This window comes from Pseudomonas extremorientalis, from assembly GCF_024584605.1.
GTDB classification, from domain to species: domain Bacteria; phylum Pseudomonadota; class Gammaproteobacteria; order Pseudomonadales; family Pseudomonadaceae; genus Aquipseudomonas; species Aquipseudomonas extremorientalis.
On sequence record NZ_CP089519.1, the window covers coordinates 4,121,999 to 4,138,847 of the forward strand.

A 16,849-nucleotide genomic window follows, 5' to 3' on the forward strand; every position below is an offset into this window, starting at 1 on the left:
GTGAACACGCCTCTGATCGAACTCAAGGACATCCGCAAGTCCTACGGCGGCGGCGACAGCCCGCAGGTCGACGTGTTGCGCGGCATCGACCTGGCGATCCATGCCGGGGAATTCGTCGCCATCGTCGGTGCCTCCGGCTCCGGCAAGTCCACGTTGATGAACATCCTCGGTTGCCTTGACCGCCCCAGCACCGGCGACTACCTGTTCGCCGGGGAAAACGTCGCGCACCTGGACAGCGACGAACTGGCCTGGCTGCGCCGCGAAGCCTTTGGTTTTGTGTTCCAGGGCTACCACCTGATCCCCTCGGGCACGGCCCAGGAAAACGTCGAGATGCCGGCGATCTACGCCGGTATCAGCGCCGCCGAACGCCATGCCCGCGCCAACGCCCTGCTCACCCGCCTGGGCCTGGCCGAGCGCACCGGCAACCGTCCGCACCAGCTGTCCGGCGGCCAACAGCAGCGAGTGTCCATCGCCCGTGCGTTGATGAACGGCGGCCATATCATCCTCGCCGACGAACCCACCGGCGCCCTCGACAGCCACAGCGGCGCCGAGGTCATGACCCTGCTGGACGAACTGGCCAGCCAGGGCCACGTAGTGATCCTGATCACCCACGACCGCGAAGTGGCTGCGCGGGCCAACCGCATCATCGAAATTCGCGATGGCTTGATCATCAGTGACTCGGCCAATGACAGCGACACCAGGCCCGTAGCCACCACCGGCGCCCTGCAAGCCGTGGACCTGCGCCAGCGCCTGGCCGACGGCGCCGAGCACAACGGCGCCTGGAAAGCCGAACTGGTGGACGCGGTGCAAGCTGCCTGGCGTGTGATGTGGATCAACCGCTTCCGTACCGCGCTGACCCTGCTGGGCATCATCATCGGCGTGGCGTCGGTGGTGGTGATGCTGGCAGTGGGCGAAGGCAGCAAGCGCCAGGTCATGGCGCAGATGGGCGCGTTCGGCTCCAACATCATCTACCTCAGCGGTTCATCGCCGAATCCGCGCACGCCGCTGGGGATCGTGACGCTCGATGACGTGCATGCGCTGGCGGCCCTGCCGCAGGTGCAGCGCATCATGCCGGTCAACGGCAACGAAGCCGGGGTGCGTTTCGGCAATGTCGACTACATGGCTTACGTGGGCGGCAACGACACCAACTTCCCGGAGATTTTCAATTGGCCGGTGGTCGAGGGCAATTATTTCACTGCCGCCGACGAGCGTGCCGCTGCCACCGTGGCGGTGATTGGTCATCGTGTGCGTGAGAAGCTGTTCAAGGGCGAGGTCGACCCCATCGGCCAGTACATCCTGATTGAAAACGTGCCATTCCAGGTGATCGGCGTGCTGGCGGAAAAAGGCGCCAGCTCCGGCAACAAGGACAGCGACGATCGCGTTGCCATCCCTTACACCGCCGCCAGCGTGCGCCTGTTCGGCAGCTACAACCCCGAGTATGTGGTGATCGCCGCGGCGGACGCGCGCAAGGTCCGCGAGGCCGAGGTGGCCATCGACCAGTTGATGCAAAAACTGCACAACGGCAAGCGCGACTATGAGCTGACCAACAACGCCGCGATGATCCAGGCCGAGGCGCGCACGCAGAACACACTGTCGCTGATGCTCGGTTCGATTGCCGCGATTTCCCTGTTGGTGGGCGGCATCGGCGTGATGAACATCATGTTGATGACTGTACGCGAGCGTACCCGTGAAATCGGTATCCGCATGGCCACCGGCGCACGCCAGCGCGACATCCTGCGTCAGTTCCTCACCGAAGCGGTGATGCTTTCGGTGGTCGGCGGCCTGTGCGGCATCGCCCTCGCGCTGTTGGTGGGCGGCGTGCTGGTGCTGGCCAAGGTGGCGGTGCAGTTTTCCCTGGTGGCGGTGTTCGGTGCATTCGGTTGCGCCCTTGTCACCGGCGTCGTATTCGGCTTTATGCCGGCCCGTAAAGCTGCCCGGCTCGATCCGGTTAAGGCGTTGACCAGTGAATAAACGATCCCTTTACCTGCCCGGCCTCTGCGTATTGCTCAGCGCCTGCACCGGCAACCCGCCTGCCATCGACAGCGGCATTGCACCGCCGGCTGCCTGGCAATATACCGAGCGCAGCGCCGCCCAGGCCACCCAGCAGCAATGGTGGACCCAGTTCGGCAGCCCGCAGCTCAATCGCCTGGTCGACCAGGCCCGCCGGGACAGCTTCGACGTGGCCGCCGCCACGGCCCGCGTGCGCCAGGCCCAGGCCAGCGCAGTGATCGCCGGCGCGCCGCTGCTGCCGGAGGTGAAATTCAACCTCGGCACCAGCCGCCAGAAATTGCTGCGCGGCCCTGGTGGCCCGGACCTGGACGCAACACGCAGCGATGATACCGTCGATAACTACAGCGCCAACCTCACCGCCAGTTACGAGGTGGACTTCTGGGGTGGCCGCGCCGCCGCCCGCGACAGCGCCTTACAGAGTCTGCGCGCCAGCGCGTTCGACCAGGCCACGGTGGAACTGACCCTGCTCAGCAGCGTCGCCGACCGCTACGCGCAAACCCTGGCCGCCCGGCAGCGCGAGCAGATTGCCGAGCTGAACCTGGCCAATGCGCGCAACGTGCTCGCGCTGGTGCAGACCCGCTATGACGCCGGCTCCGCCACCGCGCTGGAACTGGCCCAGCAAAAAAGCCTGGTGGCCAGCCAGCAACGCCAATTGCCGCTGATCCAGCAACTGAGCGAAGAGTCGCGGATCACCCTGGCCGCCCTGCTCGGCCAGCCGGTACAAGGCCTGGACCTGGGCTCCGAGAGCTTCCAGGCGCTGACCTGGCCAACCATCGGCGCGGGCATGCCCAGCCAACTGCTCAGCCGCCGCCCCGACCTCGCCAAGGCCGAAGCACAACTGGCGGCGGCACAGGCCGACGTCACCGTGGCCCGCGCCGCCATGCTGCCTGCCATCACCCTGGGCGCAACCCTGGGCTCGGATGCCTACAAGGCCCTGGATATCCTGCGCAGCCCCTACTACACGCTGACCGCCGGCCTGGTCGGCCCGATCTTCAACAACGGCCGTTTAAGCGCTGAACGCGACAAGGCCCGCGCCCGCCAGGATGAACTGCTGCAAACCTATCGCGGCGCAATCATCAACGGTTTTGCCGATGTGGAAAAAGCCCTCAGCAGCATCACCCGCCTCGACCAGCAACGCGAATGGCAGCGTGAAGAACTGCAACAGGCGCAGACGGCGTTCCAGATTGCCGAAAGCCGCTACCAGGCCGGCGCCGAAGACCTGCTCACCGTGCTGGAAACCCAGCGCACCCTGTACGCGGCCCAGGACCAGAACGTGCAACTGCGCTTGTCACGCCTACAGGCCAGTATCGCCCTGTACAAAGCACTGGGTGGTGGCTGGCAGACAGAGATCCGATAAACAAAACTCCAATTTCATACAACAGACGTTCTTTCAGCCTACATTCTTCGACCCAAGGTCCTTGGTAAAAAAGCCGCTATCACACGGTTGCCCGGGACCTCTCGATGACTGCTGCAAAACACCTGACGGGCGCCTGCCTCTGGCTGATGGCAAACCTTGCGACAGCCCAGCCGTTGATCCCCCCCACTGCCATCGACTGGTTGCTGGACTGTCCCCTGCCCTCCGTTGAACGCCTGGACCCTGCGGTACTGGAACGGACCCAATGCGGCACCGTGAGCGTACCGCGCAATCATGCCGCACCCCGCCAGGGCAGGTTGCGCTTGTACGTAACCCGCGTCGGGGCCCGCGACCCGTTGAACCGTGAAGGCGTGATCATTGCCCAGGCCGGCGACGCGGCCAAGAAGACTCAGGTCGGCACCTTCGTCATCCACCTGGCCAGCCTGTGGGGCTCCCACTCCCACCCGGCCTATCGCCGGCTGGTCGACCGTTATGACGTCATCGAGCTCAGCACCCGCGACCTCAGTACCGACAATGGCATCGAGCAGGCGGCCCAGGACCTGGAGTTCGTACGTACCCAACTCGGTGAAGCTCAATTGCGCTACCTGGGCAATGCCGACAGCGCACGCCTGGGCAACCGCTACGCCACGCTGTTTCCCGAACGGGTCACGCGCATGGTACTGGTCAACGCGCACGCGAGCGAAATGGCGGCACCCTTCGTTGAACAACTGCGCCTGAAAGACTCGTCCACACAGGACGCCAGCCGTTGCATCAACCGCTGGGTGGGCGACTTCCTGATCTACGGCAAGCAACCACCCCGGGCCACCCGCTGCCTGGATTCCGCCGAAGGACAGTAACCCTCGTTTGCGACCTGTTGTCCTCAAAAACGACACCTGGCGTTGACGTTGGGGGTCGATCGTTATTAAGTGCTATTTATCCGCATTAATACGATAAATCGAACCCATGCTAAGCCGCCCGCTACGACGCAAACGCCAGAAGCTGTCCGATGTGATTGTCGAGTCGGTCAAGCGCTCAATCGTCACCGACGCCTTGAAGCCCGGCGACCGCCTGCCCACCGAGCGTGAGCTGATGGAAAGCTTCCAGTGCTCCAAGGGCTCTGCCCGCGAAGCACTCAAGGCCCTGGAAGTGGAAGGCCTGGTGAGCACCCGCACCGGCCCCAGCGGTGGCGCCTACCTGAACCAGGCCGGCACCGAACCGGCCAGCCGCGCATTGCGCAACTACCTGCACTTCCAGCACCTGGATGGCGAACAGGTGTACCAACTGCGCAAAGTCATCGAAGTGGAACTGGCGGTGTCGGTGCTCGGGCGCCTCAGCGAAGACGACTACCAGGCCCTGCAAGACAACGTGGATTTCTGCAGCGCCCCGGAAGACAGCGAGGCCGGCCAGCGCGAACAACGCCTGGCGGAGCTGGAGTTCCACAACCTGCTGGCCAAGGCCTGCCCCAACCCGCTGCTGAGTTTCATGGCGCAGTTTCTCAACGACCTGCTGCGCGACCTGGTGGTGCTGAAAAAAGCCTACAAGCCCAAGCGCAAGCAGTTCGACGCGGCCAACCTGGATTATCACAAGCAGTTGCTGATCGCCTTTCGTGCCGGGGATGAAAGCGCGGTACGCAGCTTGATGCATGAACACATGTGCGATGCCGAACACCACATGACCGCCCTTGAAGGCCAAGTCAGCCCGCATTTTCTACTGGAGTTCGATCACTCTTAAAGAACACCACAGACCCCATGTGGGCAGCATTTCAACCACACATCGTTTCATCCAATAACAGGCCTGCCCACAGGCCCTTGCTCCACCGTATCGCCATTGCCACTCCTGCCAATAACTAAACCAGGGAGTCACCCCATGCAGCGTCGTACGTTGTTGAAAGCCAGTCTCACCGCCGCAGCCGCCCTCAGCCTCCCGCTGAGCGTGCGCTCGGCATTCGCCGCCGAGCCCTTTACCTTTTACGGCCTCAAGTCCATGTCTGGCGCGTTTGCCAGCTATGGCAAGTTTGCCGACATGGGTTCGCGCCTGGCGGTGGAGCAGCACCCGGAGGTGCTGGGTCGCCCGTTGAACTACAAGGTTATCGACACCGAAGGCAACGCCGGCAAGGCGGTGCGCAAGGTCCAGGAAGCCATCCAGCAGGACGGCGCGCGGTTCTTCCAGGGGTGCACCTTGTCCTCGTCGGCGCTGGCGGTGGCCAAGGAAGTCGACAAGGTCGGCGGCGTGTTCATGACCCCGGTGGGCGCCGATGAAGTCACCGGCAAGGACTGCAACAAGGCGACGTTCCGCTGGTCCGTGCCGACCTACGGCGCAATCCGCGAAACCATGGTGCCGCTGATCAAACTGCTGCCCGACGCCAAGCGCTGGTACACCATCACCCCGCAATACGTGTTCGGCGAAGCCCTGCTCGAAGGCGCCAAAAACGTGCTCAAGGAACACGGCCTGGAACACGTCGGCAACAGCTACCACTCGCTGCAGGAACAGGAATTTTCCGGCTACCTGACCAACGCCATCTCGACCAGACCCGACGTGCTGGTGCTGCTCAACTTCGGCAGCCAGTCGTCCAACACCCTGCGCCAGGCGGTCAACTTCGGCATCAAGGAGCGCATGAAAGTGCTGCTGGTGTGGTCCGCCGGACTCGACCAATTCCAGGAACTGGGCAGCGATGTACTCGAGGGCGTGTACCTTGGCGCACAGTACTGGCACCAGGTCGACACCCCGCTCAACCGTGAACTGGTCAAGCTGACCCAGGCCAAGTACGGCATCAACCCCACCTACCCGCTGGCCGCCGACTACATCAGCACCAGGGTCATGCTCGAAACCATCATCGCCACCGGCAGCTTCGACGGGCCGACCGTGGCCAAGGCCATGCAGGGCCTGAGTTTCGAAGGGCCCACCGGCAAGGAATCGATCCGCGCCGGCGACCACCAGGTGATCAAGGACTACTACCTGCTGATCGGCAAGGCCAGCAGCGAGATGGCCGACAAGGACGACCTGGCCAAGGTGCTCAGCGCCGGCCAATCGTTCCCGCCGGTGGACGCCACGGGCTGCACGCTCGGCTGATCCCCTGAATTTTGTAGCGCAGGGCCGCGCAAGCGGCGTCCTGCCGAGGGTTCCTGCATGCTTAATCTTTACCTGTTCCAGATCCTCAACGGCCTTGGGCTGGGGATGATCTACTTCCTCATTGCGGTCGGGCTGACGATCATTTTCGGCCTGCTCAACTTCGTCAACTTCGCCCACGGCGCGTTCTTTCTGCTGGGTGCCTACATCTGCTACACCGCCGTGAGCCTCACCGGCAACTTCTGGCTGGCGTTGCTGATCGCGCCACTGGTGGTGGCTGCACTGGCCTGGGTGATCGAGCGCCTGTTGATTCAGCGGATCTACCACTTGCCGCACATGTTCCAGATCCTGGTGACCCTGGGGATTGCACTGATCATCCAGGAGGCCAGCGTGATGATCTGGGGTCCGGTGGGCAAGAGCGTCGCGGTACCGGAACTGCTGCGCGGCGTGCTGGTGGTGGGTGACTTCGTGTACCCCTACTACCGCCTGTTCCTCATTGTGTTTTCCGGGCTGGTCGGCCTGGGCCTGTGGTTGCTGCTGGAACGCACGCGCTTCGGTGCCCTGGTGCGCGCCGGCAGTGAAAGCACCGAAACCGTGTCGCTGCTGGGCACCAATATTTTCCGCCTGTTCTCCATGACCTTCGCCCTCGGCGTGGCCCTGGCCGGCGTCGCCGGTGTGCTGTTCGCACCGTTGCGCGGCGCGCAGCCCTTTGTCGGCCCGGAGATCCTCGGCGTGGCCTTCGTGGTAGTGGTGATCGGCGGCATGGGCTCGTTCAGCGGTGCGCTGGTCGGCGGTTTGCTGGTGGGCGTGGTGCAAAGCCTGATGACCACACTCTGGCCCCAGGGTGCGAGCCTGATGATCTACGGCGCGATGGCCGTGGTGATTCTGATCCGTCCCTACGGCCTGTTCGGGAGAGCCTGACATGAGCGAGAAAAATCCCCTGCCGTTTGCCAAGACGCAATCGCGCGCAATGCTGCTGTGGGTGTTGGCAGTCTTGATCGGCCTGCCGCTGATCTTGCCATCGGCGACCCTGGCCACCGAGATCCTGATCTTTGCCATGGCCGCCCTGGCCTGCAACCTGTTGCTGGGCTACACCGGGCTGCTGTCGTTCGGCCAAGGCATCTTCTTCGGGGCCGGCGCGTACTGTGCGGCGCTACTGATGATCCACCTGCAACTGGGCCTGTTCACCGCGTTGCTCGGCGCCGCCATTGCGGGTGGGTTCCTGGCCTTGCTGGTGGGTGCCCTGGCGATCCGGCGTACCGGTATCTATTTCGTGATGCTGACCCTGGCGTTCAGCCAGATGGCGTATTTTGTCGCCTACACCCTCAGCGACTGGACCGGCGGCGACAACGGCCTGCTCAGCGTGCCGCGCCCGGAAATCCGCCTCCGCGACACCGTGCTGCTGTCCCTGGCCGATGCCCGCGCGTTCTACGGTTTTGTCGCGGTGCTGTTCCTGCTGATCTTCATCGGTGCGCGCCGGGTCATCGCTTCGCCGTTCGGCAGCACGCTGATGGCTATCCGCGAAAACGAAACCCGCGCCTCGGCCATCGGCTACGACACGCGGCACTTCAAGATCCTGGTGTTCGTGCTGTCCGGCGCCGTCACCGGGATTGCCGGGGCGCTGTACGCCATGCTGCTGCACTTTGTGCCGCTGTCGAACATCGACCTGGCGATGTCCGAGAACATCCTGATCATGACCATCGTCGGCGGCACCGGCTCGCTGTTTGGCTCGTTGCTGGGCGCCGGTTCCATCGTGCTGCTCGGGGATTTCCTCTCCGACCTGTGGCCGCGCTGGCTGATGCTGCTGGGGGTGATCCTGATCCTGGTGGTGATCTTCATGCGCGGTGGTTTGTGGGGCGGCCTGGCGTCGCTGTTCGAGAAGGTACGCGGCAGCCGCAAGAACGTGGTTATCGCCAAGGAGGAAGGGCTATGAGCATCCTGCTGGAAACCCAGGACCTGGAACTGGCCTACGGCGCGTTCCACGCAGTGAATGGCGTCAACCTCAAGGTCGAGGCCGGCACCATCCACACCATCATCGGCCCCAACGGTGCCGGCAAGACCAGCCTGTTCCACTGCCTCACCGGCGAGCGCCAGGCCACCGCTGGAGCAATTCATTTCGACGGTAAAAACCTGATGCGCAAGCCCGCCCACGGCCGTGTGGGCCTGGGCATGGCGCGCTCGTTCCAGCTGACCAGCCTGTTCCAGAACCTCAGCGTGCGCGAGAACCTGCGCCTGGCCGCTCAGGGCCGTGACGGCGCACGTGCCCTCAACTTCTGGCGTCGCGTGGACAGCCAGCGCGAACACCTGGAGATGGCCGACCAGGTGCTCGAACGCCTGCAACTCACTGCCCGCGCCGACACCCTGGCCGGCGAGTTGTCCCACGGCCAGCAACGGGTACTGGAGGTGGGCATGTCGATCTGCTCCAAGCCGAAACTGTTGATGCTGGATGAGCCCACCTCGGGCATGGGCATCGACGATATCCCGATCATGACTCAGTTGATCAGCGACCTTGGCCGCGATCACACAGTACTGCTGATCGAACACAACATGAGCATTGTCATGTCCATCAGCCAACGCATCACGGTGATGAGCCACGGCCAGATCCTGGTGGAAGGCACGCCGGAATTCGTGCGCGCCGATGAACGTGTGCGCACCGCATACCTTGGGGAGGCTGCCTGATGCTGATCGTCGAGAATATCCATTCCTACTACGACAAGAGCCACGTGCTGGAAGGCGTGTCGCTGACCGTCAACCCCGGCGAACTGGTAACGCTGCTGGGGCGCAATGGCGCCGGCAAGACCACCACCCTGCGCAGCATCCTCGGCATCATCTGCCCGCGCCAGGGCCAGATCCACTTCAACGGCCAGGCGCTGGTCGGGCAGAAGATCTTCGAAATCGCCCGTCAGGGTTTGGCATTGGTCCCGGAGAACCGTGGGATTTTCCGCTTGCTCACCGTTGAGGAAAACCTGCGCATCGCCGCACGCAAGACCAGTCGCTGGCAGCTCGAAGACGTGTACGCCATGTTCCCGCGCCTCAAGGAGCGCCGCAAAAACGCCGGCCACGCGCTGTCCGGCGGCGAGCAGCAGATGCTCGCCATCGCCCGCGCCCTGCTCAACGACCCCAAGCTGCTGATCCTCGATGAACCCACCGAAGGCCTGGCCCCGGTGATCGTCGACGAACTGGTGAAAATCCTGCGCAAGGTCAAGGACGACGGCCTGCCGGTGCTGCTGGTGGAACAAAACCTGATGGTCTGCGACAAGCTCGCCGACCGCCATTACGTGCTTGAACAGGGCCGCGTCGTATACGCAGGCAGCGCCGAAGCCTTCCGCGCCGACCCGACGATCAAAAACCGTTATTTGGCCCTGAGTGCCTGACCGGAGATTGCACATGAACAGTTTTACGCAACCGCTCCAGAGCAACGCCCCTCTGATCAACCGCGACCGCCTGTGGCAATCGCTGATGGACCTGGCCCGACTCGGCGCCACCGCCAAGGGCGGCGTGTGCCGCCTCGCCCTCACCGACCTCGACCGCCAGGCCCGTGACCTGTTTGTGCAATGGTGCGAGGATGCCGGGTGCAGCGTCAGTGTCGACGCCATCGGCAATATCTTTGCCCGCCGCGCCGGGCGCAACCCCGCCCTGCCCCCGGTGATGACCGGTAGCCATATCGACACCCAACCCACTGGCGGCAAGTTCGACGGCTGCTACGGGGTGATGGCCGGGCTGGAAGTGATCCGCACCCTCAATGACCTGGACATCGAAACCCAAGCGCCGATTGAAGTGGTGGTGTGGACCAACGAAGAAGGCTCGCGTTTTCCGCCGTGCATGATGGGCTCCGGGGTGTTTGCCGGGAAGTTCGACTTGCAGGACACCCTCGACAAAGTCGACGACCAGGGCCTGTCGGTGGGCGCCGAATTGCAGCGTATCGGCTATGCCGGCTCGCGCACCGTACTCGGCCACCCGGTGGGCGCGTATTTCGAGGCGCATATCGAACAGGGCCCGGTGCTGGAAGACCAGACCACCACCATTGGCGTGGTCATGGGGTGCCTGGGGCAGAAATGGTTCGACCTGACCTTGACCGGCGTCGAAGCCCACGCCGGCCCGACGCCGATGCACCTGCGCAAGGACGCCCTGGTCGGCGCCGCCGAGGTGGTCAGCGCGGTCAACCGCATCGCCCATCAACAGCAGCCCCACGCCTGCGGCACGGTGGGTTGCCTGAGCCTGCACCCCGGCTCGCGCAACGTGATTCCCGGCCAGGTGCACATGACCATCGACCTGCGCCACCTGCACGCGGACAAGCTGCAAGCCATGGTCGATGAAGTGCGCGGCGTGATAGAAGCCACTGCCCAGCGACACGGCCTGACCTTTGAGCTGACGCCTACCGCCGACTTTCCACCGCTGGACTTCGCCCCGGCCTGCGTCAATGCGGTGCGTGACGGCGCCGAAGCCTTGGGCCTGAGCCATATGGACATCGTCAGCGGGGCCGGGCACGACGCGATTTTTGTCGCCGAACTCGGCCCGGCCGGCATGATCTTTGTGCCGTGCGAAGGCGGCATCAGCCATAACGAAATCGAAAACGCCGCGCCGGACGACCTGGCAGCTGGCTGCGCGGTATTGCTGCGCGCCATGGTCAATGCGGCACAGGGGGACGTGGCATGAGCGACATCGGCCAACTGACAGCGGTGCAACTGCTGCAGCATTTTCGCGACCAGACCTTGTCGCCGGTGGAAGTCACCGAGGACGCTTTGTTGCGCATCGAGCGCTACAACCCGGTGGTGAACGCCTATTGCCACGTCGACCCGGAAGGTGCGCTGAACGCCGCACGCGCCTCGGAACAACGCTGGCTCAAGGGCCAACCCTGCGGGCCGTTGGACGGTGTGCCGGCGTCGATCAAAGACCTGACGCTGACCATCGGCATGCCGACCCGCAAGGGCTCGCGCACCTCATCCGCCGAAGGGCCGTGGGACGTCGACGCGCCCTTCACAGCCTTTATGCGCAAGGCCGGCGCGGTGCTGCTGGGCAAGACCACCACCCCGGAATTCGGCTGGAAAGGCGTCACCGACAACCCACTGTACGGCATCACCCGCAACCCGTGGGACACCCGCACCACGGCGGGCGGCTCGTCCGGCGGCGCGGGCGCAGCGGCGGCGTTGAACCTGGGCGTGTTGCACCAGGGCAGCGACGCCGGCGGCTCGATCCGCATTCCCTGCGCCTTTACCGGCACCTTCGGGATCAAGCCGACCTTCGGTTATGTGCCGCAGTGGCCGGCCAGCTCCATGACCATTCTGTCGCACCTGGGGCCGATGACCCGCACGGTGGAAGACAGTGTGCTGATGCTGCAAACCATCGCCCAGCCAGACCCACGGGATGGGTTGATCGGTGCTCCACGCACCACACCATGGCTGACGCCGGGTACGGATTTGAAAGGGTTGCGTGTGGCCTACAGTCCGAACTTCGGTTACGTGAAGGTCGACCCACAAGTGGCCAAGGTGGTCGCGGAGGCGGTGCGAGGCCTGGAACAACTGGGCGCCCATGTCGAGCAGATCGACCCCGGTTTCAGCGACCCGCTGGACGTCTTCAGCACCTTGTGGGCAGCCGGCGCGGCACGCCTGACCGGCGCCATGAGCGAGACACAAAAACAACTGCTGGACCCCGGACTGTCAAGGATTGCACAACGCGGCGAACAGTTGAGCCTGGACGACTTCAGCGCCGCCCTTGAAGCCCGCGCCGCATTGGTGGCGCGCATGGCCGCGTTCCATGAGCATTACGATGTGCTGGTGTCGCCGATGATGCCGATCACCGCATTCGAAGCCGGGCACGACGTACCGCCCGGCTCCGGCTTGCAGGCATGGACGCAGTGGACGCCCTTCACCTACCCTTTCAACCTGACCCAGCAACCGGCGGCATCGGTGCCGTGCGGGCTGGCGGCGAATGGCTTGCCGGTGGGCTTGCATGTGGTGGGGGCGCGGTTTGCCGATGAGCAGGTGTTGCGGGTGTGCCAGGCGTATGCAAAGGCATTCCCGACCAAGCACCTGCAAGCGCCAATCATCAGAACACCGTAGGACACCATGTGGGACGGGGTACACGCCGATGGTCCTGGACCTATCTGGCTGAGGACGAACACTGCAACTGTGGGTACTTTTCGCCAGTTCTACCTGAAGACCTTGGGAGCAAGCCCCCTCCCACAGTTTCAACCCCATTCCATTACACTGTCCCCCCATTCATCCCCGGGGGCTTCATGGACATCGAACTGGCACGCACCTTCCTCGAAATCACCCGCTGCGGCAGCCTCGCCGCAGCGGCCGAGAAACTGCACGTCACCCAGACCGCCATCACCGCACGGGTCAAGAGCCTGGAAAGCCAATTGGGCAGCACGCTGTTCATCCGCAACCGCGCCGGCGCCAGGCTGACCGCCGACGGCGAGGCCTTCGTGGTGTACGCCAACCAGTTGCTGCAAACCTGGGAAGCGGCCAAACGCGACCTGCCGTTGCCCGATGGCTATCGCAACGTGCTGCACATCGGCGGCGAGGTCAGCCTGTGCAACCCGTTGATGCTCGGCTGGGCCCAGGCCCTGCGCCAGAACATCCCCGGCCATGCCCTGCGCACCGAAATCCGCGAAGGCGAATACCTGCTGCGCCAACTGGAGCTGGGTGTGCTGGACGCCGCGCTGGTGTTCCAGCCGCAATACTGGCCGGGCTTGCAGGTGGAGCAGGTGCTGGAGGAAAAACTGATCCTGGTGCAGCTGGTGAGCAACCCGGCGCCCTATGTGTACATCGATTGGGGACCCGGCTTTCGTCAACAACACGACGCCGCCCTGCCCGACAAGGCCCGCGCCGCACTGAGTTTCAACCTGGGGCCGCTGGCGTTGCAGTACATCCTGGAAAATGGCGGCGCCGGTTATTTTCGCACCCGCGTGGTGCAGAGCTACCTGGACAGCGGCGTGATGCAACGCGTGCCCAAGGCGCCGGAGTTCAGCTTCCCCACGTACCTGGTGTATTCACGGGCGCGGGATTCGGCGGTGTTGCAACAGGCACTGGCGTTGCTGCGCGAGGTGGTCAAGGCCGAAAGCGACTGGTCGCAGCGCTGGGACCCGCTGATTTGAAGCAACAATATCCGCCGCGCATGCTAGCCTGCGGGTGTTTCCTTTTGCAGCCTTACCGATGAACAAGAAAAAGTCCGTCACCATCAGCGACATCGCCAAACAGGTCGGCATGACCACCATCACGGTGTCCCGGGCGCTGAGCAAACCTGACCTGGTCAAGCCGGCCACCCTGGCGCGCATCCTCGAAGTGGCGCGGGAGCTGGACTATGTGCCCAACGCATTCGCCCGCGGCCTCAAGCGCAGCGAAAGCCTGATCATCGGCGTGATCACCGCCTCGGTAGACAACCCGTTCTACAGCGAAATGATCAAGGCAATTTCCCGCGAGGCCAAGCAGCACGGCTACACCATCATGCTGGTGGACACCGATGAGCTGGAAGAACTGGAAAGCAAGGCCGTGGACACCCTGTTGGGCTACCGCGTGGCGGGGATCATCCTGTCGCCGGTCTCGGATGAGCCGGGCTACCAGCCCGACTACCTGGAACGCCTGGCCAACGGCAAGACCCCGGTGGTGCTGCTCGACCGCACGATCCACGACAGTCCGTTCAGCCGCGTGGTGCTCGACAACTACCACAGCGGCATCCAGGCCGCGCACTACCTGCTGCGCCAGACGCCCGACCTCAGGCGCCTGCTGGTGCTGACCGGCCCCGAACATTCACGCATCACTGTGGAGCGCCTCAAAGGCCTGCGTGAAGTGCTGGCCGAACACCCGCAGGTGCAGGTCGAAGTGCAGGCCGGCGACTACACGCTGATGCCGTCCTACCTGCACACCCTCGACTACCTGGCCGAACACTCGGCGCCGGACGCGATCATGGGGTTCAACCAGTTGATCACCCTCGGCGCCCTGCGTGCGCTGCGCATGCACAATATCCCCCACGACAGCCTGACCATCTGCGGCATCGACCGCCTGCCCTTCGCCGATATTTTCGGCGTACCCATCGCCTGCGTGGCCCACGACGCGTCCCTGGCCGGCAGCAGCGCGGTACGCCTGCTGCTTGACCGTCTCGAAGACCCGGGCAAGCTCCGGGATAAGGTGGTCATCGCCGGCCAGTTGGAAAACGGCTAGCGGCTGGTATAGCCGCCGTCGATGGGCAGGCTGACGCCGCTGATCATGCTGGCCGCGCGGCTCAGCAGGAACAGCACCGGCAGGGCCACTTCCGCAGTTTCAGCAAACCGCCCCAAGGGAATTGCCGCCAGCGCCGGGTCGCGCTTGGCCGGCGCGGACCACGCCATGGCTGCCATCGGCGTGAGTGTGACCGTGGGGTTGACGCTGTTGACGCGAATGCCGAAGCGGCCCCACTCGGCGCATTGCACACGGGTGATCGCATCCAGCGCCGCCTTGGAGGCGCAGTAGCCAAGGTGATCGTCCAGCGCCACCAATGACGCCTGGCTGGAGACGTTGACGATGCTGCCGGCGATCTGCGCTTCGATCATTTTTGCCGCCACGCGGCTGGCGACCTGCGCGGCGGCGCGGGCGTTGACCTGCATCACCTGGTCGAACGCCTCGGCGCTGATGGCAGCGGCGGGCTCCAGGCGCGAGATACCCGCGCAGTTGACCAGGCCGTGCAGCGGCGGCAGGTCTTGCAGGGCATTGTCGAGGGCGGCGCTGTCGGCGATGTCCAGGCAGAGGCTATGGCAGCCGAGTTCGGCCAAGGCTTGGGCGTCGCGGCCGAGGGCAAACACATCGGCGCCGCTGGCAATCAGTTGCAAGGCGATTTCACGGCCGATGCCACTGCTGGCGCCGGTGACGAGGATGCGGTGATGGGTGAAGTCGAAGGCTGCGTTCATTCAGTTATCCTGCAGGCTGTGCATGATCGGTTTCAGGGCCGGATACAGCTCCAGGTATTCGCCGAACGCACGGTCGTACGCCTCGACATTTTCCGCCTTGGGCTCGGCTCGCAACTCCAGCTGTACCCAGCCCTTGTCCATCTCCCCATCGCTCACCAACCCCACCGTATGTGCCGCCAGCAACGCCGCGCCCAACGCCGCCTCAACCTCCTGCACGATGGTGTACACCGGATACCGCGTAACGTCCGCGATGATCTGCATCCACAGGTCCGAATGGCTCGCCCCGCCCACCACGATCAAGCGCGGGTCCAGGGAATGCGCGCCGCGCGTGCCCGCTTCGATGTTGTGCCGCAGGGCAAGACTCACCCCTTCCAGCACTGCGCGGTACAGGTGGATTCTGCTGTGATACAGGTTCAAGCCGACAAAACTGCCACTGGCGCGGTCGTCCCACACCGGGCTGCGCTCACCCATCAGGTAGGGCAGGAACAACAACCCTTCGCTGCCCGCCGGGATATGCGTCGCACGCTGTTCCAGCAACGCCAGGCTGTCCTGGCCGCTGGCCTTGGCCTGCTGCTCTTCGGCCTGGCAGAACTGCTCGCGAAACCAGCTCACCGAAGCCCCGGCGGTGATCGCACCGCCAAAGATATACAGGTCGCGGTGGCCGTTGTAGACGTGGGGCATGCTCACCAGGCCATGGTGTGCATCCACCTGCTGGTTGAGGTACCCCCAGCACATGCTGGTGCCGATCATTGCCACATGATTGCCTGGTTGAGTCACTCCCGCCGCCAAGGTTGCCATGGCCGCATCGACGCCACCGGCCAGGATCGGTGTCCCCGCCTGCAGGCCCAGACGCGCAGCCCACCCCTCCAGCAACCCACCGACGACCTCCCCGGAATACACCAGGCGCTCCGGCATCATCGCCGGCGGTATGCCCAATGCATCGAGCATTTCGCCAGACCAGCCACGCGTCTTCACGTCGTAGACGCCACCGATGTTGCCGGCACTGCTGTGGTCCACCGCCAACTCACCGGTGAAGCACCAGTTGAGGTAGCTGTTCGGTGGCAGCAGGTAGCGGGTTTTCGCCCACACCTCGGGCTGGTGCTGCTTGAGCCAGAGCATCTTGGTGAAACCGTAGTAGCTGTCCACCGCGTTGCCGGTCACCTCGTACAGGCGCTCCAGGTCCACATGCTCACGCACCCAGGCCACCTGCTCGCCGGCGCGGCGGTCCATCCAGATCAGGCACGGGTGCACCGGTGTGAGCTGCGCATCCACCGCAATCCCCGAGCCGCCGTACAGGCTGCTGATGCACAACGCCTTGACCTGGTCTTTCGCCACGCCGGCCTTGGCCATGCACTGCGCCACACAGATCTCGACCGCGTCCAGCCAGACCTGCGGCCATTGTTCGGCCCAGCGCACTTTCGGGGTATCCACGCGATACCCCTGGCTGTGCTGGGCGATGATCGTGCCGTGACCATCCACCAGCAGCGCCTTGGTGCTCTGGGTTCCGATGTCGACCCCCATCACGTAATTCATCC

The 16,849-nt window shown here is 64.2% G+C and carries 15 protein-coding genes; 13 read left to right on the forward strand and 2 right to left on the reverse strand.

Features of this window, described 5'->3' with window-relative positions; translation table 11 throughout:
• The 13 genes from LUU92_RS18460 (at position 1) to LUU92_RS18520 (ending at position 14,592) form a co-directional block, all read left to right on the forward strand.
• Positions 1–1,971 carry a MacB family efflux pump subunit gene (locus LUU92_RS18460; protein WP_222540022.1) on the forward strand — a complete coding sequence of 657 codons (1,971 nt, stop codon included), beginning with the start codon at positions 1–3 and terminating at the stop codon, positions 1,969–1,971.
• The gene (locus tag LUU92_RS18465) at positions 1,964–3,367 is read left to right on the forward strand and encodes an efflux transporter outer membrane subunit (RefSeq protein ID WP_257102446.1); all 1,404 of its coding nucleotides are present in this window, start codon (positions 1,964–1,966) and stop codon (positions 3,365–3,367) included. The genes LUU92_RS18460 and LUU92_RS18465 overlap by 8 nt, the downstream gene beginning before the upstream one ends.
• Positions 3,368–3,471: 104 nt before the next feature.
• On the forward strand, positions 3,472–4,221 hold the full coding sequence (locus LUU92_RS18470) for an alpha/beta fold hydrolase (protein ID WP_071492104.1): 750 nt from the start codon (positions 3,472–3,474) through the stop codon (positions 4,219–4,221).
• Between the two features lie 106 nt (positions 4,222–4,327).
• Positions 4,328–5,095 (forward strand): FadR/GntR family transcriptional regulator, encoded by a 768-nt coding sequence (locus tag LUU92_RS18475; RefSeq protein ID WP_015884774.1) that lies wholly within the window; start codon positions 4,328–4,330, stop codon positions 5,093–5,095.
• A gap of 135 nt (positions 5,096–5,230) precedes the next feature.
• Positions 5,231–6,433, forward strand: a complete 1,203-nt coding sequence (locus LUU92_RS18480) for an ABC transporter substrate-binding protein (RefSeq protein WP_071492105.1) — start codon at positions 5,231–5,233, stop codon at positions 6,431–6,433.
• Between the two features lie 57 nt (positions 6,434–6,490).
• The gene (locus LUU92_RS18485) at positions 6,491–7,351 is read left to right on the forward strand and encodes a branched-chain amino acid ABC transporter permease (protein WP_071492106.1); all 861 of its coding nucleotides are present in this window, start codon (positions 6,491–6,493) and stop codon (positions 7,349–7,351) included.
• A gap of 1 nt (position 7,352) precedes the next feature.
• Positions 7,353–8,363 carry a branched-chain amino acid ABC transporter permease gene (locus LUU92_RS18490; protein WP_071492107.1) on the forward strand — a complete coding sequence of 337 codons (1,011 nt, stop codon included), beginning with the start codon at positions 7,353–7,355 and terminating at the stop codon, positions 8,361–8,363.
• Entirely contained in the window at positions 8,360–9,109 is a 750-nt protein-coding gene (locus LUU92_RS18495; RefSeq protein ID WP_071492108.1) for an ABC transporter ATP-binding protein, read from the forward strand. The genes LUU92_RS18490 and LUU92_RS18495 overlap by 4 nt, the downstream gene beginning before the upstream one ends.
• Positions 9,109–9,804, forward strand: a complete 696-nt coding sequence (locus LUU92_RS18500) for an ABC transporter ATP-binding protein (RefSeq protein ID WP_071492109.1) — start codon at positions 9,109–9,111, stop codon at positions 9,802–9,804. The genes LUU92_RS18495 and LUU92_RS18500 overlap by 1 nt, the downstream gene beginning before the upstream one ends.
• Positions 9,805–9,817: 13 nt before the next feature.
• Positions 9,818–11,086: a Zn-dependent hydrolase gene (locus LUU92_RS18505; protein ID WP_071492110.1), complete on the forward strand. Its 1,269-nt coding sequence runs from the start codon at positions 9,818–9,820 to the stop codon at positions 11,084–11,086.
• Entirely contained in the window at positions 11,083–12,489 is a 1,407-nt protein-coding gene (locus LUU92_RS18510; protein WP_071492111.1) for an amidase, read from the forward strand. The genes LUU92_RS18505 and LUU92_RS18510 overlap by 4 nt, the downstream gene beginning before the upstream one ends.
• Positions 12,490–12,665: 176 nt before the next feature.
• Positions 12,666–13,529 (forward strand): LysR family transcriptional regulator, encoded by an 864-nt coding sequence (locus tag LUU92_RS18515; protein WP_071492112.1) that lies wholly within the window; start codon positions 12,666–12,668, stop codon positions 13,527–13,529.
• Positions 13,530–13,587: 58 nt separating this feature from the next.
• The gene (locus LUU92_RS18520) at positions 13,588–14,592 is read left to right on the forward strand and encodes a LacI family DNA-binding transcriptional regulator (protein ID WP_071492113.1); all 1,005 of its coding nucleotides are present in this window, start codon (positions 13,588–13,590) and stop codon (positions 14,590–14,592) included.
• Here the strand turns inward: LUU92_RS18520 and LUU92_RS18525 are convergent.
• Together LUU92_RS18525 and LUU92_RS18530 are read right to left on the reverse strand one after the other, a co-directional pair.
• Positions 14,589–15,314: an SDR family oxidoreductase gene (locus LUU92_RS18525; protein WP_071492114.1), complete on the reverse strand. Its 726-nt coding sequence runs from the start codon at positions 15,312–15,314 to the stop codon at positions 14,589–14,591. The two genes, LUU92_RS18520 and LUU92_RS18525, sit on opposite strands and share 4 nt — an antisense overlap.
• Positions 15,315–16,847 carry an FGGY-family carbohydrate kinase gene (locus tag LUU92_RS18530; RefSeq protein ID WP_071492115.1) on the reverse strand — a complete coding sequence of 511 codons (1,533 nt, stop codon included), beginning with the start codon at positions 16,845–16,847 and terminating at the stop codon, positions 15,315–15,317.
• Between the last annotated feature and the right edge of the window lie 2 nt (positions 16,848–16,849).

Excerpts from the sequence above, each read along its gene's own strand:
- LUU92_RS18470 (WP_071492104.1), top strand. The coding sequence starts at position 3,472 with ATGACTGCTGCAAAACACCTGACGGGCGCCTGCCTCTGGCTGATGGCA.
- LUU92_RS18475 (WP_015884774.1), top strand. The coding sequence starts at position 4,328 with ATGCTAAGCCGCCCGCTACGACGCAAACGCCAGAAGCTGTCCGATGTG.
- LUU92_RS18480 (WP_071492105.1), top strand. The coding sequence starts at position 5,231 with ATGCAGCGTCGTACGTTGTTGAAAGCCAGTCTCACCGCCGCAGCCGCC.
- LUU92_RS18485 (WP_071492106.1), top strand. The coding sequence starts at position 6,491 with ATGCTTAATCTTTACCTGTTCCAGATCCTCAACGGCCTTGGGCTGGGG.
- LUU92_RS18490 (WP_071492107.1), top strand. The coding sequence starts at position 7,353 with ATGAGCGAGAAAAATCCCCTGCCGTTTGCCAAGACGCAATCGCGCGCA.
- LUU92_RS18495 (WP_071492108.1), top strand. The coding sequence starts at position 8,360 with ATGAGCATCCTGCTGGAAACCCAGGACCTGGAACTGGCCTACGGCGCG.
- LUU92_RS18500 (WP_071492109.1), top strand. The coding sequence starts at position 9,109 with ATGCTGATCGTCGAGAATATCCATTCCTACTACGACAAGAGCCACGTG.
- LUU92_RS18505 (WP_071492110.1), top strand. The coding sequence starts at position 9,818 with ATGAACAGTTTTACGCAACCGCTCCAGAGCAACGCCCCTCTGATCAAC.
- LUU92_RS18510 (WP_071492111.1), top strand. The coding sequence starts at position 11,083 with ATGAGCGACATCGGCCAACTGACAGCGGTGCAACTGCTGCAGCATTTT.
- LUU92_RS18515 (WP_071492112.1), top strand. The coding sequence starts at position 12,666 with ATGGACATCGAACTGGCACGCACCTTCCTCGAAATCACCCGCTGCGGC.
- LUU92_RS18520 (WP_071492113.1), top strand. The coding sequence starts at position 13,588 with ATGAACAAGAAAAAGTCCGTCACCATCAGCGACATCGCCAAACAGGTC.
- LUU92_RS18525 (WP_071492114.1), bottom strand. The coding sequence starts at position 15,314 with ATGAACGCAGCCTTCGACTTCACCCATCACCGCATCCTCGTCACCGGC.
- LUU92_RS18530 (WP_071492115.1), bottom strand. The coding sequence starts at position 16,847 with ATGAATTACGTGATGGGGGTCGACATCGGAACCCAGAGCACCAAGGCG.